Here is a 22,683-nt window from a genome sequence, read left to right as displayed (position 1 = left end):
ATTGGAGTTTTATTATGATGGGATTATTTAAAAGAAAATTAACAATACAAAAAAGAGCTGAACAAAAGAAATTTGAACAAAAATCAGAAAATGAAAATTTTGATGATTACATTCATGAAGAATATGAGAATAGAAATCCTTTTTTTGATATAGTAGGTTTCTTATGCCTTTTATTTGCTGGAATATTACTTCTTTCATATTTCAGTATGAATATGGAAGATTTAAACTCCAATAATGAAATTAAAAATTTATTAGGTATATTTGGTGCTTATATATCAAGCTATTCATTTTTAGCATTTGGTTTTGCATCTTATGTTATACCTGCATTTTTTATATATGCTGGAGTTAATATCATATTAAAAAACTCTACTGATAGAATATTAATATCTGCATTATCATCTTCTATATTGATGATACTTCTTAGCATACTATTAAACATATTCTTAGGAAGTTTAGATTTTTATAATAAAGGCGGTATGTTAGGCGAGTTTATAGGTGGTTCTTTAGTATCAATATTTGGAAAGACTGGTGCTATTATGATAGTAATTGCAGGACTTGTAATAACTGCCATAATTTTTGCTAAACTTTCTATAATGGACTTGGTTAATTATTTCAGAGATATGGTGAGAAATGTAGATTTTGATAAGATAAAAGATATAGAGCAAAAAGTAGTTAATGGAATAAAAGATTTAGAAATAAAATCAATGAAAAATACTGAAACTTCTCTTCAAACTGATAATAAAGAAAAAACATATTCTAGAGATTATATACCTTTATTTGATACTAAAGAAATTTCAGAATTAGAATTTAAAACTGTACCATTTATAGAGAAAGTAGAAAATAATAATTATAATTTTGATGAAAAAAAATACAGAGAAAATTTATTGAGAAAAAATAACTCTGCTAATAGCTTTTTTACTAAAACTGATTCATTTAGTAAAGAAACTGAAAATATTACAAATGAATTAAAAAATATGCATTTTAACGGCGGAATAAATGTAAATGCATTAGAAAATAGAGAAGAAGATTTGGGTCTTACTTTAGCAGAAGTTGTATTTGGAAAAGAAAAAGCTAATAGAAATAATATAAATCATAAAAGCAGTATGGAAATGGAAGATGAGTTTTATAGAAGTTATTATAATGACTTCATAAATAAAAAAAAAAATGAAGAATTAGAAGAAGCAGAAAATAATGATTATCAGGAATTTGAAGGATTAGATTATAATATTAACTATTTGAAAAAGTCAGATTTCAAAAGGGCTGCTTATGATGATTCATTTGATAATTATGCCAAATATAATGTTGAAGATCAATATATAAGAGCTAATAGTGTTAATAATTATGAAAATTATATTTATGATTATTCTGATATAAATAAAAAAGAAGAAGAAACAAATGTCAATGAAAATACTGAGGCAGAGGATAGTTTTGAAAAGCTTCAGAGATTAATTGAAGAGAATAAAAAAAATAAAGAAAATGAATTGAATGAAGTATACGAAGTACATAATAATATTGATAATATTGTAGAAACTAAAAAAGAAGAAGAAAAAAAAGAATATGTTTTAACTTCAAATAATATTGGAAACAGTATAAACAGCAGTAAAAAGAAAAAAGAAGCATTTGAATTTGCTATGGGATATGCTTCAAAAAGAGAATATAATAGAGCTGATCATATACCAAATTATAATAATCATCATAATAATTATACTGACAGTAAAATAGATGAGTTTGATTTGGACGAAGAAGAGCTTTATAATGCTGATTCTAATATAGAAGATATAAGATTAAAAACTAGAAGTGTAAATACTGAAAATAATATTATTAATGAAAACTTATTAGAATCTAATAATTTAAATAATGCTTCAGATAATATAAAAGAAAATAGTGATATAGAAAATAATATAGAAAATAATAATGCAGTTACTACCCATATATTAAAAGAATCAGAAGAAATAAATGAAGATAATAAAGAAGATGATAAATATAATAATGAAACTCATATAAGTAATGCACCTCAGGAGGAAGCAGGATTTATCAATATAGAATCTCAAAAAACAGTTGATACATTAAAGCCTATGAAATCCGTTATAGGTACTAAATCAATTAAAAATTTAGATACAGAACGTATACAATCTAATTTTGATACTAAATATGTTGATAAACATTATAAGCATCCGCCTTTTGATTTATTAAATAGATCAATACCTGTAAATGATGGTGCTATGATGGAGTCCATTAAACAAACAGCAATGCAGCTTGAGCATACTTTATTGGATTTTAATATTGAAGCAAAAGTAACAGGAGTATCAAGAGGACCTGTTATTACTAGATATGAACTTGAGATTGCATCAGGAATAAGAGTTTCAAAAATATCTAACCTTACAGATAATATCGCTTTGGCTTTAGCTTCTGAAAGTGTAAGGATAATTGCTCCTATACCTGGACGTTCTGTTATAGGTATAGAGATACCTAATAAAGTTAGAAGTGCTGTTTATTTAAGAGATGTTTTGGAAAGTACTGATTTCAGACAATCAAAACTTGATATACCATTCGTACTTGGAAAAGGTATTTATGGTAATAATGTTGTATCTGATATGTCAGAGGCTCCTCACTTATTAGTTGCCGGTACTACAGGTTCTGGTAAGAGTGTTTGCTTATCCACAATAATACTTTCACTTTTATATAAGTTTAGACCTGATGAACTTAAATTTATATTTGTTGATAAAAAGAGAGTAGAGCTTTCTATTTATAACGGCATACCTCATTTGATGTCTCCTGTAGTTTCAGATGAGAAGAAAGCCACAATAGTATTAAGATACATTGTAGATATAATGGAAAAAAGATATGAGAGAATGGAAAGATTCTTTGTTAGAAATGTTAAAACCTATAATGAAAAGGTAAGACAATTACTTAAAGAAGGAGAAACAGAATTTAACGGAGAGCCTTTAGAGTTATTCCCATATATAGTTCTTGTAATAGATGAGCTTCATAACTTAATGGTTGTTGCTTCAAAAGAGGTAGAAGATTTAATATCTCGTTTGGCTGGTATGAGTAGGGCGGTTGGTATACATTTAATCATAGCTACACAAAGACCTTCTGCAGATGTTGTTACAGGAGTTATAAAGGCTAATCTTCCAACAAGAATAGCATTCCAAGTACCTAACAAAACTAACTCAAGAATCATAATCGATATGTCCGGTGCTGAACAGTTATTGGGTAAAGGAGATGCTTTATTCTGTGCTTCCGGAAGTCAAATGCCTGACAGAGTACAGGGAGCTTTTGTTTCTGATAATGAAGTTAAAAAGGTTGTTGATTATTTATCCGGACAGATGTCTCCTATGTTTGATGAGAGTCTTATAGCTGCTTTAGAAGGAAGTGATGCAGATGATAGAAATACTGATGAAGAAGATATACTTGATGAAGAGCTTTGGGAGGATGCAGTTCAGTTGGTTGCTAGAACAGGTAAAGCTAGCGCTTCATTCTTACAGAGACGCTTGAAAATAGGATATAACAGAGCTGCTAGAATAGTAGAGATAATGGAGCGTCAGGGTATTGTTGGACCTGAAAATGGAAGTAAGCCTAGGGAGGTTTTAATAACTTTAGATGAATAAATAATTTAAGAAATATCAAATATTTATATACATGTTTATACCTATCTTAAAAACAGGAGAATTAAAAAATATTAATTCTCTTGTTTTTTATTAAATAAGTATTTTATAAATTTATTATTATTATGTTAATTAATAACTTGAAAAATTATTGTTTATATTATATTCTATATTAAATACTATCAAAGATAATTTTTAATTAAATTAAAAAGGATAAAACTATGAAATCTTGGAAAGGACTTTTAAGAGAATACAGAAAATATTTACCTATTACAAATAAAACTCCATTGATAACCTTGCATGAAGGAAATACTCCTTTAATAAAAGCTGAAAGAATAGGAAGAGATTTGGATATAGAATTATATTTAAAATATGACGGACTTAATCCTACAGGTTCTTTTAAAGACAGAGGTATGGTAATGGCTGTTGCTAAAGCACTTGAAGGCAGAGATACTAAAGCTATAATGTGTGCTTCTACAGGAAATACTTCTGCATCTGCTGCTGCTTATGCTGCTAGAAGCGGTATAGACTGTATAGTTGTTATACCTGATGGAAATATTGCTTTAGGTAAATTAGCTCAGGCTTTGATGTATGGTGCTAAAGTTATAGCTATTAAAGGAAATTTTGATGAGGCTTTAAAGGCTGTTGTTGATATTACTAATAAATATCCTATTACATTGGTAAACTCTATTAATCCTTTCAGACTTCAGGGACAAAAAACTTCTGCATTTGAAATTTGCGATGTTTTAGGAAAAGCCCCTGATTATTTGGCAATACCTGTTGGAAATGCAGGAAATATATCTGCATATTGGATGGGTTTTAAAGAATATAAAGAAAATGCAAAGATAAATAATCTTCCAAAGATGATAGGTTTTGAGGCTGAAGGTTCTGCTGCTATAGTACAAAACAAAATAATAGAGAATCCTCAGACATTAGCTACTGCTATAAAAATAGGAAATCCTGCAAGCTGGAAACTTGCTGTTAATGCTGCTAATGAATCTGAAGGCTTTATTGATTCTGTTACTGATGATGAGATATTAGAGGCTTATAAAATGCTTACAACAGAAGAAGGTGTATTTGCTGAGCCTGCTTCTGCTGCTTCTCTTGCTGGTATAATAAAGAGCCGTAAAGCTGGAAAAATAAATAAAGGTGATACTGTAGTTTCTGTATTAACAGGAAACGGGCTTAAAGATCCTGATAATGCAATAAAAATTTGCAATGAACCTATAAAAGTTGATAACAATATAGAAGAAATAAGAAAAGCTATAGGAATATGATAATGAATAAATCGCAAAATAAAAAACTCGTAACTTTTAAAATACCTGCTACATCTGCGAATATTGGTTCTGGGTTTGATAGTGTAGGGCTTGCTTTAGATTTGTATAATGAAATACATATATATTCTAATGATGATTCAAAAAAAATAGAATTTGAAATAAGCGGAGAAGGTGAAAGCGAGATATCAAAAGACAATAATATGATACTTGATGCTATGAAATTAGTATACAAAAGATTAAAATCAAAGCCTGATAAAGGATATATAATAAAATGTATAAATAGAATACCTCTTTCACGCGGACTTGGAAGCAGTTCTGCAGCTATAATAGGAGGACTTCTTTCTGCTAATTATATACTTGGAAACAAACTATCAATTGAAAATGATATATTGAATATGTCAGTTCAGCTTGAAGGACATCCCGACAATGTATCGCCTGCAATATTGGGAGGTATTATATCTGGTGTAGTTCGTAAAGATGAAGATTTTAAATATGTTAAAATAAAACCACCTAAAGATTTAAAGGCAATAGTTGCTATTCCTAATTTTTATTTGAGTACTGAAACTGCAAGAAATGCTTTGCCTAAAGAAATAACTTTTAAAAATGCTATATTTAATATTTCAAGGGCTGCACTTCTTACTTCTGCATTATCCTCAAATAGATTAGATTTACTTGAGGTTGCTACAGATGATAAACTGCATCAGGATTACAGAGCTAAGTTTATACCTGGGCTAAAAGATTTATTTAAGAATACTAAAGCAGCAGGGGCATATTCTGTTACAATAAGCGGTGCAGGTTCTTCAATACTTTCTCTTGTAAAAAACGATGAAAAGATAATTAAAAAAGTTTCTGAAGCTATGAAAAGCAGTTTCAATAAAAAGAAAATAGACTGTGAAATAAAAGTTTTAAATATACCTCAAAAAGGTGTTATAATAAAATAGATTTTTAATTATTTATTTAATATTAAAAAAGGTTAGTGTTATAAAATACTAACCTTTTTTATTTTGTTATTTTCTTAATTTTCTTCCTTCTTTATCAGTAAATTGATCTAATAGTATCAATACAATATCTACAATGTACCATATACCAAAACCACCGGCAGTAAGCCAGTATAATATACCTGTTCCTATTTTTCCTACATAAAATCTGTGAACAGGAAGAAATATTGCAAAAAGTAAAGCAACAACCCAGCTTCTATCTGAAACTTCCATATGTTCTCCTTAAAATTATTTGTATTAGTATATATTAAATTTAAAAAAATAGAAGAGCATATAAAATAAAAGCTGACATATAAAAAATGCCAGCCTTAAAAAATTAATAATTAATTAAATCAATTTAATGATTTTAATTCTTCTACTTCTTTAGCAAATAATTTCAAAGCACTTTCTACAACTTCAGGCTTAGTCATATCAACACCTGCAACTTTTAAATTCTCTATAGGAGTTCTGCTTCCTCCGCTTTTTAAGAATTTCAAATAATTATCTCTGTTTGTGTAGTCGCCTTTAGCATTGCCTTCAAGTACTCCATTAGATAAAGCAACAGCAGCAGACATTCCTGTAGCGTACTTATAAACATAGAATGAGCGGTAGAAATGAGGTATTCTCAAAGCCTCTAAATCGCTTGTTTCTTCAAGTACAGCTTTATCTCCAAAATATTTTTTAAGTAAATCTTTATAAACTGTTCTTATAAGCTCCAATGTTGTTGGATTTCCTTCTTCAGCTTCTTTATGAATAATATGCTCGAACTCGGCAAACATAGTTTGTCTGAATACTGTAGCAACAAATCCATTTATATCCTTATTAAGTAAAAATGCTTTCACTTCTTTTTTACTTTCATTTTGCATAAAATAATTAAATAAAAGTTTTTCATTGAAAGTAGATGCCACTTCAGCTTCAAATATACTATAATCATGATGCTGGAAAGGATTATTTTTTCTGCTGTAATAGCTATGCATACTATGTCCTGCTTCATGTGCTAATGTAAATACTGATTCAATGCTTTCATCTCTGAAGTTTATCAATATATAAGGTTCTGATGTATAGCAGCCTGCAGAGAATGCTCCGCTTGTTTTTCCTTTATTTTCGTATTTATCAACCCATCTTGAATTAAGTCCATTTGTAAGAGTTGATACATATTCTTCTCCAAGAGGTGATAATGCTTTACTTAAAACTGTTATAGCTTCATCAAATGTATGATGTATTTTTACGTCTTTAACTACAGGTGCATATTTATCATACTGCCTGAAATCTGTAATTCCCAATTTATTAGCACAGTATTCATAATAGCTATGCAAAGCAGGTAATGCATTATGTACGCTTTTAATTAAACTGTCATAAACGCTTACCGGTATATCATCGCCGAATAATTCCATTTCACGTACACTATTGTAATTTCTTATTCTAGCATCGAATATATCCTGTTTGATTTGACTTGCATAAAGTTCAGCAAAAGTATTTTTATGCTTATCATATTCTTTATAGAATTGATTATAGCTGTTTTTTCTTAATTCTCTATCTTGGCTTTCTTGGAAACTTGAGAATGTAGCATGAGTTAATGTAGTTTTCTCTCCGTTATATTCTAATTCTCCGAAATTCAAATCAGCATCATTCAAAGTATCAAATACATTTGAAGCAGTTGAAGCTAATTCTCCCTGCAATGCTAATATTCTTTCCTCTTTTTCTGATAATGTATGAGGTTTATATTTTAGTATATTTCTTAAATAAATTAAATAATCTTTTAGTACCTCATCCTTTAAAAAACTATTCATTTTTTCATCATCAATGCTCATTAATTCAGGATCAAAATAACTTAAATTAGCAGAAAATTCAGAAGCTAATTTTGAAAATCTTGCTATTTTTATATTTGAATCATTGTTAGTTAAATCTTCTGTTTGTTTTAGAAAAGCATAAGAACCTAATTTATCTAATATAATAGATGCATTCATTATAGAGTCTAATATATTTTTTAATTCAGATGCTGATTTTGAAAGATTACCTTTGAACTTTGCTGATTCTTTTGAAAAATCTTCCATTGCTTTAAAATCTTTTTCAAACTCCTCATCATTTTTATATAATAAAGTTAAATCCCAAGTATCTTCTATTTTTACATCTTTTCTTTCTATTAAAGTATTTGATTTATTTTCATTACTCATATGATATTTACTCCTTAATATTTTTTTATAAAAACATTTTTTATTAGTATTTGTAAATTATAACATAATATAATTTTTTACAAAATAAATAATAATTATATTTTATTATTATTATTTATTGTAAAAAATAAATAATTAATTGTAAAATTTAAATATATAATTGTTATATTAATAATATAGGAGAATTGTATTTAATGGAAAATTTTAATTTAAACGACATTGAGCAGATAATGACTTTTTATTTGATATTCAATTTCGTTATATTGGCATGTATTATATATATTATAATATCATTGATTTTTAGATTGCTTCCTAAAAAACAGGAGGAAGACAATAAAGACAATAAAAAAAATAAATCTTTAAAGAAAAAGAAAAAGAAAGATATCATAGATTTATTTTGGACAGAAGATAAAGACAGTAAAACAAGAACAACCATTAAAAGAAGTGTTTTTATAATATTTATTGCTTTTACATTATATTATATTTTTAACTCTATAACTTTTATAATAGCTAATATAGATGTAGTTAAAAAAGTTTTGAAAATAGAGTAATTTTGCATATTTCCATATTTATTTTAATCTAATATATATTATAATAATATATAAGTAAATTTGGAGGAAATATATGAGAAGAGGTTTCATAATAATGAGTATTTTTTTGTCAATGTTATTATCAAATGTATCTTGCAATTCCAATGATAAGAATAGAGTTTATCCTGAAGGGGAGATTAATTTTACAATAGTTCAGACAACAGATATTCATGGAATGATTTTCCCATATAATTTTATTACAGATGAAGAAGAAGATACTTCTATGGCTCATGTATCCTCTTATTTAAAGCAATTAAAAAATGAGGGTAAAACTATTTTATTATTAGAAAATGGGGATTCTTTACAGGGACAGCCTACAGTTTATTACTATAATTTTGTTGCAACTAATGAACCTCATATATGGTCAGAAGTTTTAAATTATATGGATTATGATGTTATAGGTGTTGGAAATCATGATGTTGAGGCAGGTCATAGTGTTTATGATAAACTTGTAAAAGAATTAAAAGCTCCTTTATTGGCTGCTAATTTAATAGATGAAAAAACTAAAGAACCTTATTTTAAACCTTATAGTATTGTTGAAAAGAATGGAGTGAAGATAGCAGTACTTGGACTTACAGAGCCGGCAATAGATAGACAGCTTCCTAAAGTTTTATATGAAGGATTGGCTACTGAAGATATGGTGGAATCTGCCAAGAAGTGGATTAAAGTTATAAAGGATAAAGAAAAACCTGATATGATTATAGGGCTTTTCCATGCCGGAGCTAATCATACAGATGATAAAGAAACATATAAAAATGAAAATGCTAGTCAATTAGTAGCAGAGCAAGTTGATGGTTTTGATATTATACTTGTAGGGCATGATCATCAGGGATGGAGCGGATTAGGTTATGATGAAACTTCAAAACAAAAAACTAAAGAAGTAAAAAGTCCTAGCGGAAAAATAGTACCTATATATGGAGGAGTAAATTCTGCAAGATATATAGCTTCTATTGATGTTTCTATGAGTTATAATGAAGATAATAAAACTTGGGATATAAAATTTAATGGAAATTTATTAGATGTTTCTGAATTTGAAGCAGATAAAGAATTTTTAGAAAAGTTTGCTGATGCAAGAGTTAATATAGAAAAATGGGTAAGCAGAGATATAGGTAATTTAAATACAAAATTAGTTTCAGATGAGGCTATATTCGGAGATAGTTATTTCCTAAGTTTAATACATAAATTACAGTTTACAATAGCTGAAAGAGAACTAGGTGAAAAGGCTGATATTTCTTTTGCTGCTCCTTTAAGTAAGGATGCTGTTTTGAATAATGGTATAATAAAAGTAAAAGATATGTTCAATTTATATCCTTATGAGAATTTCTTTTATGTTATGACATTAACAGGTAAGCAGATTAAAGATGCTATGGAATATTCTTATGGAAGATGGTTTAATACTATGAATAATATTAATGATCATCTAATAGCTTTTAAGAAAGATGCTAATGGTGAATTAATATTTAATAACAGATACAATTCTTATGATACTGTAACACCTTCATATAATTATGAAAGTGTTGCTGGGTTAAATTATACTGTTGATGTAACAAAGCCTAATGGAGAGAAAGTGATAATAGAATCTCTTTCTGATGGAAGTCCTTTTGAATTGGATAAAGAATATAAAGTAGCAATTAACTCTTACAGAGGAAGCGGCGGCGGCGGACATCTTACTCAAGGTGCTGGAATAGATTTAGAAACATTACAGAATATGGATTTGGTATTGAAATCTACTGATAAGGATTTGAGATATTATATAATAAATTGGTTTGAAGAGCAAAATGGTCCTATCACAGTAGAGAAACTTAATAATTGGAAAGTTGTTCCAGAAGATTATGTTCAGGCTGGAAAACAAAAAGATTATAAACTTCTATATCCTGATGATTAATAAAAAATTAATATAGTATTAATTAAAATAATAAATAAGCCTGTTTAAATAATTAAACGGGCTTTATTTTTATAATGCATTATAAATTCTTATTGCAAATTATTAATCTAAATATAAAATATATTAAAAAATAAAATATAGGTTTTATAAGTTATGAGAATAGCTATTTTAGGAGGTACTTTCGATCCGCCTCATTTAGGACATTTAATATTGGCTGATACTGTTATAACTAATTGCGATTATGATAAAGTAATTTTTATACCGGCAAAAATTCCTCCTCATAAAAATATAAGCGGTGAAGCATCAAATGAGGACAGACTCAATATGCTTAAACTTTCAATAGAAAATGATGAAAGATTTTTATTAGATGAATATGAACTTAATAATGACGGAGTTTCATATACTATTAATACCTTAAATTATCTATATAAAAATTATGATATTGAGGGAAAAATAGGACTTATAATAGGAGCAGACTTAGTAAAAGATTTTGATAAATGGAGAGAACCTGAAAAAATATCTGAAATATCTAATATAACTGTTGTAAATAGGGAAGATGATAATAATCTGTATAAAGAAAATATTGATAAATATAATATTAAAGTAATAATGGCTCCTCGTATAGATATATCATCAAGCCTTATTAGAAATAGAATAAAAGAAAAAAAAGGATTCAGGTATTTTGTGAAAGAAAAAGTTTATGATTATATACTATCAAAAAACTTATATTTATAAAAAATTAAATAGGAAAATAAAATGAAAAACATAAAATTAGTATTGATAATGATTTTTATTTTTATAGGCAGTCTTTATTCTCAGGAAATGTATCTTCTTAGCGGCCCTACAGGAATAGGCGGATTAAAAATGATGAAAGATTATAAAGGAGTAAATATTCATTTTGTAAATGCTCCTAATAATATGCTTTCATTAATAGTGAAAGGGGAGGCTGATATAGCGGCAATTCCTGCTAATATGGCGGCTATAATTTTTAACAGACAATTAGATTATAAAGTTATTGCTGTGATATCTGAAACTAAGCTTTTTATAGTATCAGCAAATAATAAAATACAAACTATAAATGATATAAAAAATAAAACCGTATACTGCGGTACTAAATTGGCAGCCCCAGATTTAATGCTTCAGTATTTAATATCAAAAGAAAATCTGCCTAAGGTTAACATCAATTATTCTTTGAGTAATCCTGATTTAGCAAAAGCAGTTGCATCAAAAAATGCAGATATTGCAATATTACCAGAACCTTTTGTATCTTCAGCAATGCTTGAAAATAAAGATGTACATATAGTTGTTGAAATGTCTAAATATGTTGAGAATTATCCTGTAGCTGTTTTAATTGCAAAAAATACTTTTATTAATCATAATAGAGCATTAGTTCAGGAAGTGCTTAAAGAATATCAAAAATCTACTGAATATATAATAAATAATAAAAATGAAATAGAAACTTTGATAAAAGATTCATCTATGATAATTAATGCTAAAGCTGCTGTTTATGGTATTAATAGAATGGGATTAACTTTTTACAGCGGTGAAAAAATGAAATTTGCTTTGAATAGTTATTATAATTTCTTATATAATTTTGATAAAAAATTGATAGGAAATAGAATACCTTCAAATGAATTCTATTATATAGAAAAATAAATATATTGCTGCATAATACAATTAATAAATTTGTTATATATTTTGAATTATGCAGCAATTAAATTGTTGCTTATTATTGCTAATATAAATCATATATTAATTATGTTATTAAGTTTTTATAAACAAGCAGCCAGTAATTTATGAAGGAAGCTGTCAAATATTTATCACTAGCAATAATAATAATAAATAATTATTTATGTTTTAACTCGTCTAAATATCCTGAAGATTCAAGTTTTTGTTTGAACTCTTCTTCAGATAATATATTTTTTATTCCGATTAATTTAGCACCCTTTTGTTCAGCCTCTTTGAAACTATCAAGGAAGTTATTAGGGCAGAAAATTAAATCATAATCTCCTGTTTTACAATGATTCATATCACAATGGTCAATTGATAAATTTTCTACTCCCAATTTTATCAAAGCCATTTGAGCTTTTTCCTTCATCATTAAACTAGTACCTGTTCCATTAGCACAAACTACTAATACTTTTAACATAATTAACTCCTTAAATATATTAATTATTAATTACCGGACTTTTTTATTAAGTCATGTATATATTTGACTATATCAAATCCGGCATTTAATGCTTTAGCAATGGAGCCTCCTGATTTATATAATATATCTCCTGCTATGAATAGATTTTGAACAGAGCTTTCATGATTTTCATTAACAATAGGTACTCCATTCGCATCTAATTCTATATTACATCTTTTCAAGAAATCTACAGGGGCAACTCCTCCTAATGCATATATTACTCTGTCATAAGTATCTTCTGTACCATCAGTATAATGTACTAATACTTTTCCTTCTTTATCTTCTATTGAAGTTATATCAATTCCAAGTTTTGCTTTTACTTTTCCGCTTGATATATCTTCTTTAATAGTTTCCAAATTTTTTTCATTTGGTCTTGTAAACTCAGCTTTTCTATAGTTTATTGTAACATTATTATCTTTTCCTAACAAGTAGGCATACTCAACTGCTGAATTACCGCCTCCTACTACTAATACCTTTTCATTTTCCTTACATTTATAAATATTGAAATTTACTACATTATTTAAACTAGCCGGTATAGCATAATCAGGTTTATTAGGTCTTCCCATTTTACCGATAGAAGCTACAACATATTTAGCTAAATATTGTTTATTATCGGAAGTATTCACTTCTAAATATTCACCATTTTTTTTAATAGATTCAACTTCAGTATTAAACATAGCTTCTATATAGTTTCCAAATAAGCATTCACTGAATAGATCTAATACATCGCCTTTAGTTGCAGTTTCAAATTTTATGTTTCCTTTTAGATCTAAAGCCTCGCCTTTATAATCTTTATCAACTCTTTTATCATCTTTATAAAATTTTCTTATAGTAGTGGAGTGATTATCACCTTTTTCTAATAAAAGAACTTTTTTAATTTCTAATATGGAAGCCTCAACTGAAGCAGCAATTCCTCCAGGTCCGCCTCCTACAATAATTAAATCGTATTTATTATCCATAATTTGTCTCCTTTTTTATATGTAATTGACTCACATTTGAAATAAAGCTGCTTAAGAAAAATACAAATATGGAATTAAAAGATATAATTAAACATCTAAATTTTTAACATATCTTGCATTAGATTCAATGAAATCTCTTCTAGGCTTAACTTCATCACCCATAAGCATAGAGAATAATTGATCTGCTTTTTCAGCATCCTCTGTCAATACTTGATACATAAGTCTAGTTTCAGGATTCATAGTAGTTTCCCATAATTGATCAGCATTCATTTCACCCAAACCTTTGTATCTTTGTATATCATATTTTCTGTCTTTATTTTCAGCTAATATTTTATCTCTCTGCTCATCAGAATATGCATACAAAAAGTTTTTCTTATCAAAACTTATTTTGTATAGCGGAGGAACAGCTATAAATATATGTCCTAAATCTATTAAAGGACGCATATATCTGAAGAAGAATGTTAAAAGCAAAGTTCTTATATGCGAACCGTCAATATCGGCATCGGCCATTATTATGACTCTGCCGTATCTTATTTTTGATATATCAAATGAAGCACCTACACCGCATCCTAATGCAGCTATTATAGGTTTTAAACTCTCATTATCTATTATTTTATCAAGTCTTGCTTTTTCAACATTTAATACTTTACCTCTAAGCGGTAAAATAGCTTGGAAATGTCTGTCTCTTCCGCCTTTAGCAGTACCGCCTGCAGAGTCTCCCTCTACAAGATATACTTCGCATTTATCTACTTCCTGTTCTGAACAGTCAGCCAATTTTCCAGGTAATGAGTCGCTTTCTAATGCATTTTTTCTTCTAGCTAAATCTCTAGCTTTTCTAGCAGCTTCTCTAGCCTGTGCCGCAGATATTATTTTTTCTAATATAGCTTTTATAACTTTAGGGTTTTGTGAGAAATAATCATTCAATCCTTCAACTACAAGTTTTTCTGTCACTGCTCTTACTTCTGTATTACCTAATTTAGTTTTTGTCTGTCCTTCAAATTGAGGATTAGGTATTTTTACGGATACTACAGCAACTAAACCTTCTCTTGTATCTTCACCCATAAATGTTATTTTATTTTTCTTATCTAATTCAAGTTTTTTAGCGAAATCAGTATAAACTCTTGTTAAAGCAGTTCTAAATCCTACTAAATGAGTACCGCCTTCAGTAGTATTAATATTATTACAATATGTGAATATATTTTCATTATAAGCATCAACATACTGCATAGCAACTTCTACATCTGTTTTATCTTCATTTTTATGAAGGTATATAGGCTTGTCATGCAATGCTTTTTTATTTTCATTGAGGTGAGTTATGAACATTTCTATTCCGCCCTCATAATAAAATTCATTGCTTACAACTTCTGCTTCTCTCTCATCTTTAAGAGTAATCCTTATTCCTCTATTTAAGAAAGCTAATTCTCTAAGTCTGTTAGCTAATATTTTATAGTCATATACTGTTGTTTCAAATATTTCATCATCAGCTTTAAATGTTACAGTAGTTCCGGTTTTTTTGCTTGTTCCTACTTCTTTTACAGGCTCTTCCGGAATTCCTCTATGATATACTTGTCTATATAATTTACCGTCTTTATTAACTTCAGCTATCAATTCCGTACTTAAAGCATTAACTACAGATACGCCTACACCATGCAAACCGCCTGATACTTTATATGTTTCATTATCGAATTTACCGCCGGCATGCAATTTTGTCATAACTACTTCTAAAGCAGAAATTTTAAGTTTCGGATGCATATCAACAGGAATACCTCTTCCGTCATCTTCAACTTGTATTATATTGTCTTTCTTTATAGTAACAGTTATATTCTTACAATATCCTGCCATAGCTTCATCTATACTATTGTCTACAACCTCATATACTAAGTGATGTAAACCTTGAGCACCTGTAGATCCTATATACATACCAGGACGTTTTCTAACAGGGTCTAGTCCTTCTAAAACTTGAATATTCTTCGAGCTATATGTTTTTTCTGCAGCCATATTTGTAATTTTCCTCTTATTTTATTTTCAAATTTTAATGTATATATTATACAATGAATAACTAAATATTACAAATCAAAATTACAGTATTTTTATAAAAAAGTTATAATATTCTAACTTTTTTATAAAATATTGATTTTTTTATAATTGTAATTTTTAATAATTGACAAAGATTTCAATATATACTATATTATTATACTAATATGAGTAATAATTATGGCAAAGAAATAGATAATGTATTTTCCATAGATGCAATTAATTATATGAGAAAAGCAATAGTAGATGCTTATGGAAATGAAGTATATTTTGGAATAAATTTTAATGCCTATGGTATATTAGACTATATAGAGGTAATGGCTAGAGGAAATAAAGATTCTGTACCTGCTATAATATCATTGTCATTGGAATTTGATGCTGTTATTCATAATCACCCTTCCGGACAGCTTACCCCTTCAAGAGCAGATTTAGCAATAGCAAGCGAACTCGGTAATAATGCAGGAGTAGGTTTTTATATAGTTAATAATGATGTTGAAGATTATTATGAGGTTGTAAAGCCTATAAAATCTGAAAATGTAAAAACTATAGATGCTCCTGAAGCTTTATATATGTTTACTGAAAATGGTACTTTAAGCCAATTATTAAAAAAGTACGAATACAGACAGGAACAGACAGAACTTGTTGAAGCTACTATAGAAGCATTCAATAATAATAAACATTTAATATCTGAAGCAGGAACAGGAATTGGAAAATCTTTTGCTTATTTAATACCAGCTTTATTATGGTTAAAAGAAAATAAAACTAGAATAGTCATTTCTACTAATACAATAAATCTTCAGGAACAAATTATTTCAAAGGATATACCTTCTATTATAGGAGGAATTGCTCCAAGTGTAAAATATGCTTTGGTTAAGGGGCGAAATAATTATGTATGCATAAAAAAAGTTAAAGACGGTTTAAATGATCATGATAAATTTGATTTTGAAGAGCAGATAAATTTCTTTGAGGATATAGATCATTGGCTTAATATAACAAAAGACGGTTCTATAACAGATTTAGGATATAAACCTAAAGGCGAATTATGGGAAATGGTTTGCTGCGATACTGATACATGCACTCATAGAAAATGCGAATATTTGGAAGACTGTTATTTTTATAAAATGCGTAAGCAGTTAAATGCAGCACAGTTATTGATAGTTAATCATCATATACTTTGTGCTGATTTATCCCTTTATGCAGAAACAGCAGGAAGATACAGCCTCCTACCAAGATACACAAAAGTTCTAATTGATGAGGCACATAATTTTGAGAACTCCGCATCAAGCTATTTCGGAGATGAGGGAAGTAAAAACGGAATATTAAAAGCACTTTTCTATCTTTCAAGAATTAAGAAAAATAAAAGACTTGGAGTGATAGAAAGTATTAATAATATGCTTAATGAAAAAAGAGCATTAATTGAAAAGTATGAATACGATGAGATACTTGATTTAATAAATAAAGCACATGATTTAACATCAAGAGTAAGAAATGTTGTTGAAGATAAATCAAAAGAATTCATAACATATTGTCATAAAAATATTCAGACTAAAGAAGGATTAGGTTATAAATTCAGAATAAGCCCTGAACTCGTAATGACTTCTCATTGGCAGAATGAAGGATTAAAACCATTAAGAGAAATGGTGCTTTCTATGACTTCTCTTGTTAATATATGTGATAAACTATATAAGAAGTTTTTTGATATAGCTATTGAAAAAGATTTTGATTATGAAGAAATAGCCCAGATGTCTAATGCTTATTTAGAAAGACTTAAAAGACAATTAGTATCATTAAATGCTGCTATAGATTATAAAAAAGATGAATATATAAGATGGGTAGAAACAAGACTAACCAAAAAAGGAAATCTTATTCTTAATTGGCATTTAACTCCTGTAACTGTAGCAAAAAATTTAAATGACTTCTTATATTCAAGATTTGATACTGTGGCAATGTACTCTGCTACTTTAACAGTTTCAAAGAGTTTTAATTTCTTTTCTAATAGATTAGGTTTTGATTTTATAGAAAAAAATAAAAAGATAGAAATATATTTAGAATCTCCATTCAATTATGAGGATAATGCAAGACTTTATATTGCAACAGATATGCCTGATGTTGCTTCTGATACATTTAATGATTTTACCTCAAAAGTATTACTTAAAGTATGCGATGTAACAGGAGGAAGAGCTTTTATACTATTTACTTCTTTTTCATCTCTTATGAATGTATATGAAAATACATCTGAAAAATTAAAAAGTAAAAATATAAATGCTTTAGCACAAACAGCTTCAATACATAGACATACTCTTCTTGATATGTTCAAAGCTTCTTCAAACAATGTACTTTACGGAGTTGATTCATTTTGGGAAGGAGTTGATGTTGCAGGAAAGAATTTGGAAGTTGTTATAATACCAAAGCTGCCTTTTGCTGTACCAACCGATCCTATAAGTGAGGGAAGATACAGATATATAGAAGAAAATGGAGGAAATGCATTTTTAGATTATGCTCTGCCTTTCGCTGTTATAAAGTTTAAACAGGGATTCGGACGCCTTATAAGAAGCAAAGATGACAGAGGTGTTGTATTTGTTCTTGATAAGAGGCTTTATACAAAAACTTATGGCTCTCAATTCATTCAATCTCTTCCTAATGCCAAAATTTTAAGAGGAAGTATGAGAGAAATTTTCAATGATATGAATAATTTTTTTGATTATTAATATACTAAATTATGAATGATGAAATTATCTTCAGAGAATATATAGAAAATGATTTGACGTTTTTAACTGATATTGTGATAAAAGTTTGGGGATTCGATGATATGTTATCAGAAAAAAATGCCAAACTTATAGCTGAATTAAATTTATATTCGTTTCTTAATACAGCTTCATTTGCTAAAATAGCATTAAAAGATAATATACCTGTTGGTTTTTTAATAGGTAAAATAATCAATTCAAAACAAAATAATATATACGAAAATAAAATAAAAGAAATAAAATCTAAAATTTCAAAAAATATTGAAGGTATAATTTCTTTATTAGTATATAAAAAAATAAAATCAATAAATAATAATCTATACAAACAAGCTAACAAAAATTATGATGCTGAACTTTCATTTTTTGCAGTAAGCAAAGATTGTCAGGGACTTGGTATAGGAAAAAAACTTTTTCAAGAATTTAATTATTATTTAAAAGAAAACAATATTAACGATTTTTATTTATATACTGATACTTATTGTAATTATAAATTTTATGAACATTTTGAAATGCATAAAAATAAAGAGAAACATTTTTCAATACCATTTACAAGTAAATTTGATATAGATTTTTATTTATATGACAAAGAATTATAATTTCTTCTTGTTTATGATAAAATATTATTGTAAAAGTTTTATAAGAGTATATTATTAAATTATTATATTTCTTTATAAATAAAAATGAATTAGGAAGTAAATATGAAAGGCTTAGTATATTTAGGAAATAAAAAAATAGAATTAAAGGAAATAGAAAATCCAAAAATTATAGATAGTAAAGATGCTATAGTAAAAATTACATTATCTAGTATATGCACAAGCGATTTTCATATAATAAACGGAGCGGTACCAAGAGCAAAAGAAAATATAGTGCTTGGACATGAATTTGTAGGTGAAGTTATAGAAGTAGGAAGCGATGTAAAAAAATTAAAGAAAGGCGACAGAGTTTCAGCAAATTGCATAACATTCTGCGGCGAATGTTATTATTGTAAGAATGGTTTTATAAATAATTGCGAAAAAGGAGGATGGGAAATAGGCTGCCGTATAAATGGATGTCAGGCTGAATATGTGAAAGTTCCTTATGCTGATATGGCATTGAATATACTTCCTGAAAATGTAACTTATGAGAATGCATTATTTGTGGGTGATATTTTAGCAAGCGGATATTTCGGTGCTGAGCTTTGTGAAATAAAAAATAATGATACAATTGCTGTAATAGGTTCTGGACCTGTGGGGCTTTGTGCCATGATGAGTGCAAGAGTTTTCGGTGCTGAAAAAATAATAGCTATTGATATAAATGAAGATAGATTGAATATTGCAAAAGAAAATAAATTAGCTGACTTTTTTATAAATCCTAATAAAGTTAAAAATATAGAAGAATATATAAAAGATGTAAATAACGGCAGACTTGCTGACGGTACTATAGAAGCTGCAGGAGGAGAAAATACATTTGAATTAGCTTGGAAAATTGCAAGACCTAATTCTGTTGTAGCTTTAGTTGCTATGTATGAAAAGCCTCAAATACTGCCTTTAAATATAATGTATGGAAAAAATTTGATATTCAAAACAGGCGGAGTAGATGCTGTTCATAGTGATGAAATTTTAAAGTTAATATCAGAAGGAAAATTGAATACTGATTTTCTTATAACTCATAGAATAAAATTAGATGATATATTAAAAGGATATGATATCTTTGATAATAAAAAAGATAATTGTATAAAAATAGCTGTACATTCCAATTAAATAATTATATTAATATGCAAATACTTTACAATTTCTAATTATAAGTTATAATCCATTTTCAAGTATTAATAAAAAATACCTATAAGGGGTTATGAAAGATGTCTGAAAATAAGTTAATTAATTCAAACAGTAAAAAAATAATGTATTTTATATTAGTATTTGTACTAATGCTAATTTCTTCTATTCCTGCTAATATATATGTATTATTGTTTGATACTGAATATGATGCTAAAAGATTAATTTACAATATGATTTTTAATAGTTTTTATTTTCAACTTTTTTGTTTTTTTTGTTATTCATTTTTATTCAGCATAAACAGCAATTTTGAAAATGTTAATAAAAGAACAATACTAATAACATTTTTATCATTTTTACTTTTATTTTTACTTAGCATATTTACTTCAGCACCATTAAAAGATTCAATACCTAATATGCTTGATTTTTTTATGTCTAATATAATGATTAATAAAAGTATATTATCTTCTATAATCTTTTTTATTATAATACTTTTAGCTGATAATAATTTTAATATAAAAAATAATACATATAATAGTTTTACTAAGATAGGAGATATAATTGTATTTTCTACAATAGCTGCAATTATTGCATTTGTATTTTGGGTATTTTTTATTTTTTTATATAATAAATTTATTTTTAGAATTATGGATATAGCAGGTAATTTAGTATCTTTAATTGAAAAACTCATTTTTATGTCTATTGTATTTGTTTTTTCTATAATACCTTTTATAATTTTCTTTGTGCAAAAGAGATTCAAAACTGTTTTGTCAATATATATTTCTCGAGGATTATTATTTTTATATTCATTTTTAATATTTGTTTCATTTTTTGCTTTACTATATGAACCTATAAGACCTTTTGAAAATACTAAGTCTTTTATAATTTATAATGCATTATTAATTTTATCTGTTCTTACTTTATACTTTATAAGAGCTGACTATAAAGCTGGAGTAATAACAAAAGCAATGTATATAATATTTCCAATATTAGCATTATTATTTAATATATTAGTATTAGGAGCAAGCATATACAGAGTAATTATTTCTGAAAATAAAATAAATGAAATTTCTATTGCAGTTCTTAATATAATAATAGCTGTTAATTTAGTATATATTATAATACAAAATATAAAGTCTATAATAAATATATTTAAAAATAATATTAATATAAATGAGGCAGTGATTGGGAATAATAAAATATACAGTTTTATTTATGTTTATGGTATCTACTCATTTATTTTTTCTTTTATAGCTCCTATTGTAATGATATTTTTAAAAAATAAATAAAAGTTTAATAATTTAAAGAGGTTTATGAATTATGAAAAAGTTAATATTTATTTTATTTTTATTTAGTCTGTATTTATATAGTCAAACTGATAATAAAAGTAAAGCTTATGAAAGATTAAGAGAATATGTGAATGAAGGCAATATTAGAGAAGCTGAAAATATTCTTAAACAACATAATGTCAATATTAATAATCTTGATTATGAAGATTTTACATTATTATCGATTGCAGTTATGGATAATAATATAGAAATGGCTGAACTTCTTTTGAAATATAAGGCAGAGGTTAATACTGTAGTAGGTGATGGAGATACAGCATTGATACTTGCAGTTGATAATAATAATATGGAAATGGTTAAACTACTTTTAAGTTATGGTGCTGATATTGATTATAAAGGCTTTAGAGGAAGAACAGCATTATTTTGTGCTTTAGAATATAATAGAAAAGAAAATATTGAAATGGTAAAACTATTAATAAAAAATAAAGCAGATGTTAATATAGCTTATGATGGCGATTATAAAAATGAAAAAACACCTTTAATGTATGCTGCTATGAAAGGCTATAAAGAAACAACAAAAATATTAATTGAAAATAAAGCCGATATAAATAAAAAAAATATTCATAAAGCCAATGCTTTGATTTATTCTTATATGTATGGACATGAGGATATAGCAGATATTTTACTTCAAAATGGTTCTGATTCTTTGGATAAAAGTTTGAAAGGTTGTAAGCTTCTTAATAAAGAAACTTTATTTAGTTATAGATTAATAAATGCTGCAGAGTATTCTACCAATGAAGTTTTTTTACAAAATCTTATTGATAATGGGGCAGATGTAAATTATAAAAATTATGATAAGAAAACAGCATTAACAGAAGCAGCTTCTTATAATAATACTAATGCTGTAAAAGTGCTTCTTAAAAATAATGTCAATGTAAATGTTCAAGATTACTATGACATGACAGCATTGATGTCGGCTTGCCGTAACGGAAATTTAGAGATGGCAAAAATGCTTTTAGATGCTGGTGCTGATAAAAGTATAAAAAGAGGTAATTATGATGCATTGTATTATGCCAGAGAATACGGAAAAAATGAAGAAATAATAAAATTACTCACAAAATAGTTATAGTCTTTATAAAAAGTGTATGCATATTTTTTATATGTATGCACTTTTTTTATTGTTAAAAATATTTCTAATTGAAATTTT

At 27.2% G+C, this 22,683-nt stretch carries 17 protein-coding genes; 12 read left to right on the top strand and 5 right to left on the bottom strand.

The genetic code is table 11. The features are described from left to right. The first annotated feature begins 14 nt into the window (after nt 1-14). From BHYOB78_RS07240 to thrB, 3 genes are all read left to right on the top strand, one after another. A complete protein-coding gene (locus BHYOB78_RS07240) occupies nt 15-3,611 on the top strand; it encodes a DNA translocase FtsK (protein WP_028331260.1) in 3,597 nt (1,198 codons plus the stop codon). 218 nt (nt 3,612-3,829) lie between these two features. Next, a complete protein-coding gene (thrC, locus tag BHYOB78_RS07235) occupies nt 3,830-4,885 on the top strand; it encodes a threonine synthase (RefSeq protein ID WP_012670158.1) in 1,056 nt (351 codons plus the stop codon). Nucleotides 4,886-4,887: 2 nt separating this feature from the next. Continuing rightward, entirely contained in the window at nt 4,888-5,826 is a 939-nt protein-coding gene (gene thrB, locus BHYOB78_RS07230) for a homoserine kinase (RefSeq protein ID WP_020063667.1), read from the top strand. A 66-nt stretch (nt 5,827-5,892) separates the two neighbouring features. Here thrB and BHYOB78_RS07225 read toward each other — a convergent pair whose 3' ends face one another. Continuing rightward, a complete protein-coding gene (locus tag BHYOB78_RS07225; protein WP_012670156.1) occupies nt 5,893-6,096 on the bottom strand; it encodes a TM2 domain-containing protein in 204 nt (67 codons plus the stop codon). A 119-nt stretch (nt 6,097-6,215) separates the two neighbouring features. Further along, complete coding sequence (gene pepF, locus BHYOB78_RS07220; protein ID WP_020063666.1) at nt 6,216-8,036, bottom strand: oligoendopeptidase F; 1,821 nt, start codon at nt 8,034-8,036, stop codon at nt 6,216-6,218. 194 nt (nt 8,037-8,230) lie between these two features. Here pepF and BHYOB78_RS07215 point away from each other — a divergent pair, with 194 nt between their 5' ends. The 4 genes from BHYOB78_RS07215 to BHYOB78_RS07200 all read left to right on the top strand — a co-directional run bounded on the left by BHYOB78_RS07215 (nt 8,231) and on the right by BHYOB78_RS07200 (nt 12,167). Continuing rightward, complete coding sequence (locus BHYOB78_RS07215) at nt 8,231-8,587, top strand: hypothetical protein (RefSeq protein WP_020063665.1); 357 nt, start codon at nt 8,231-8,233, stop codon at nt 8,585-8,587. Nucleotides 8,588-8,660: 73 nt separating this feature from the next. Then, nucleotides 8,661-10,511: a bifunctional metallophosphatase/5'-nucleotidase gene (locus BHYOB78_RS07210; RefSeq protein ID WP_020063664.1), complete on the top strand. Its 1,851-nt coding sequence runs from the start codon at nt 8,661-8,663 to the stop codon at nt 10,509-10,511. A gap of 153 nt (nt 10,512-10,664) precedes the next feature. Then, a complete protein-coding gene (nadD, locus tag BHYOB78_RS07205) occupies nt 10,665-11,246 on the top strand; it encodes a nicotinate (nicotinamide) nucleotide adenylyltransferase (RefSeq protein ID WP_012670152.1) in 582 nt (193 codons plus the stop codon). Between the two features lie 21 nt (nt 11,247-11,267). Then, on the top strand, nt 11,268-12,167 hold the full coding sequence (locus tag BHYOB78_RS07200; RefSeq protein WP_020063663.1) for an ABC transporter substrate-binding protein: 900 nt from the start codon (nt 11,268-11,270) through the stop codon (nt 12,165-12,167). Nucleotides 12,168-12,357: 190 nt separating this feature from the next. On the opposite strand, the gene BHYOB78_RS07195 is transcribed toward BHYOB78_RS07200, so the two are convergent. From BHYOB78_RS07195 to gyrB, 3 genes are all read right to left on the bottom strand, one after another. Continuing rightward, a complete protein-coding gene (locus tag BHYOB78_RS07195) occupies nt 12,358-12,660 on the bottom strand; it encodes a PTS sugar transporter subunit IIB (RefSeq protein WP_012670150.1) in 303 nt (100 codons plus the stop codon). A 26-nt stretch (nt 12,661-12,686) separates the two neighbouring features. Next, nucleotides 12,687-13,658, bottom strand: coding sequence for an NAD(P)-binding domain-containing protein (locus BHYOB78_RS07190; RefSeq protein ID WP_012670149.1), 972 nt, complete (start codon nt 13,656-13,658; stop codon nt 12,687-12,689). 87 nt (nt 13,659-13,745) lie between these two features. Then, the gene (gene gyrB, locus BHYOB78_RS07185) at nt 13,746-15,656 is read right to left on the bottom strand and encodes a DNA topoisomerase (ATP-hydrolyzing) subunit B (RefSeq protein ID WP_020063662.1); all 1,911 of its coding nucleotides are present in this window, start codon (nt 15,654-15,656) and stop codon (nt 13,746-13,748) included. 203 nt (nt 15,657-15,859) lie between these two features. Between gyrB and BHYOB78_RS07180 the strand changes: the two genes are divergently transcribed. The 5 genes from BHYOB78_RS07180 (at nt 15,860) to BHYOB78_RS07160 (ending at nt 22,599) form a co-directional block, all read left to right on the top strand. Further along, nucleotides 15,860-18,400: a helicase C-terminal domain-containing protein gene (locus BHYOB78_RS07180; RefSeq protein ID WP_020063661.1), complete on the top strand. Its 2,541-nt coding sequence runs from the start codon at nt 15,860-15,862 to the stop codon at nt 18,398-18,400. Nucleotides 18,401-18,411: 11 nt separating this feature from the next. Beyond that, nucleotides 18,412-19,032: a GNAT family N-acetyltransferase gene (locus BHYOB78_RS07175; protein WP_020063660.1), complete on the top strand. Its 621-nt coding sequence runs from the start codon at nt 18,412-18,414 to the stop codon at nt 19,030-19,032. A 102-nt stretch (nt 19,033-19,134) separates the two neighbouring features. Continuing rightward, nucleotides 19,135-20,175 carry an alcohol dehydrogenase gene (locus BHYOB78_RS07170; protein ID WP_020063659.1) on the top strand — a complete coding sequence of 347 codons (1,041 nt, stop codon included), beginning with the start codon at nt 19,135-19,137 and terminating at the stop codon, nt 20,173-20,175. A gap of 98 nt (nt 20,176-20,273) precedes the next feature. Then, a complete protein-coding gene (locus tag BHYOB78_RS07165; protein WP_020063658.1) occupies nt 20,274-21,479 on the top strand; it encodes a hypothetical protein in 1,206 nt (401 codons plus the stop codon). A gap of 31 nt (nt 21,480-21,510) precedes the next feature. After that, nucleotides 21,511-22,599 carry an ankyrin repeat domain-containing protein gene (locus BHYOB78_RS07160; RefSeq protein WP_020063657.1) on the top strand — a complete coding sequence of 363 codons (1,089 nt, stop codon included), beginning with the start codon at nt 21,511-21,513 and terminating at the stop codon, nt 22,597-22,599. Nucleotides 22,600-22,683 lie beyond the last annotated feature (84 nt).

It is taken from the genome of Brachyspira hyodysenteriae ATCC 27164 (genome assembly GCF_001676785.2).
Classification (GTDB): Bacteria; Spirochaetota; Brachyspiria; order Brachyspirales; family Brachyspiraceae; genus Brachyspira; species Brachyspira hyodysenteriae.
The sequence above is the reverse complement of the archived record's forward strand: the minus strand, read 5'-3'. Positions and strand labels throughout refer to the sequence as shown.

Bases quoted from the DNA above. Each gene is read 5' to 3' on its own strand.
- BHYOB78_RS07225 (WP_012670156.1), bottom strand. From the start codon at position 6,096: ATGGAAGTTTCAGATAGAAGCTGGGTTGTTGCTTTACTTTTTGCAATA.
- BHYOB78_RS07165 (WP_020063658.1), top strand. From the start codon at position 20,274: ATGTCTGAAAATAAGTTAATTAATTCAAACAGTAAAAAAATAATGTAT.
- BHYOB78_RS07190 (WP_012670149.1), bottom strand. From the start codon at position 13,658: ATGGATAATAAATACGATTTAATTATTGTAGGAGGCGGACCTGGAGGA.
- BHYOB78_RS07175 (WP_020063660.1), top strand. From the start codon at position 18,412: ATGAATGATGAAATTATCTTCAGAGAATATATAGAAAATGATTTGACG.
- BHYOB78_RS07240 (WP_028331260.1), top strand. From the start codon at position 15: ATGATGGGATTATTTAAAAGAAAATTAACAATACAAAAAAGAGCTGAA.
- nadD (WP_012670152.1), top strand. From the start codon at position 10,665: ATGAGAATAGCTATTTTAGGAGGTACTTTCGATCCGCCTCATTTAGGA.
- pepF (WP_020063666.1), bottom strand. From the start codon at position 8,036: ATGAGTAATGAAAATAAATCAAATACTTTAATAGAAAGAAAAGATGTA.
- BHYOB78_RS07180 (WP_020063661.1), top strand. From the start codon at position 15,860: ATGAGTAATAATTATGGCAAAGAAATAGATAATGTATTTTCCATAGAT.
- thrC (WP_012670158.1), top strand. From the start codon at position 3,830: ATGAAATCTTGGAAAGGACTTTTAAGAGAATACAGAAAATATTTACCT.
- BHYOB78_RS07200 (WP_020063663.1), top strand. From the start codon at position 11,268: ATGAAAAACATAAAATTAGTATTGATAATGATTTTTATTTTTATAGGC.
- thrB (WP_020063667.1), top strand. From the start codon at position 4,888: ATGAATAAATCGCAAAATAAAAAACTCGTAACTTTTAAAATACCTGCT.
- BHYOB78_RS07160 (WP_020063657.1), top strand. From the start codon at position 21,511: ATGAAAAAGTTAATATTTATTTTATTTTTATTTAGTCTGTATTTATAT.
- gyrB (WP_020063662.1), bottom strand. From the start codon at position 15,656: ATGGCTGCAGAAAAAACATATAGCTCGAAGAATATTCAAGTTTTAGAA.
- BHYOB78_RS07210 (WP_020063664.1), top strand. From the start codon at position 8,661: ATGAGAAGAGGTTTCATAATAATGAGTATTTTTTTGTCAATGTTATTA.
- BHYOB78_RS07195 (WP_012670150.1), bottom strand. From the start codon at position 12,660: ATGTTAAAAGTATTAGTAGTTTGTGCTAATGGAACAGGTACTAGTTTA.
- BHYOB78_RS07215 (WP_020063665.1), top strand. From the start codon at position 8,231: ATGGAAAATTTTAATTTAAACGACATTGAGCAGATAATGACTTTTTAT.
- BHYOB78_RS07170 (WP_020063659.1), top strand. From the start codon at position 19,135: ATGAAAGGCTTAGTATATTTAGGAAATAAAAAAATAGAATTAAAGGAA.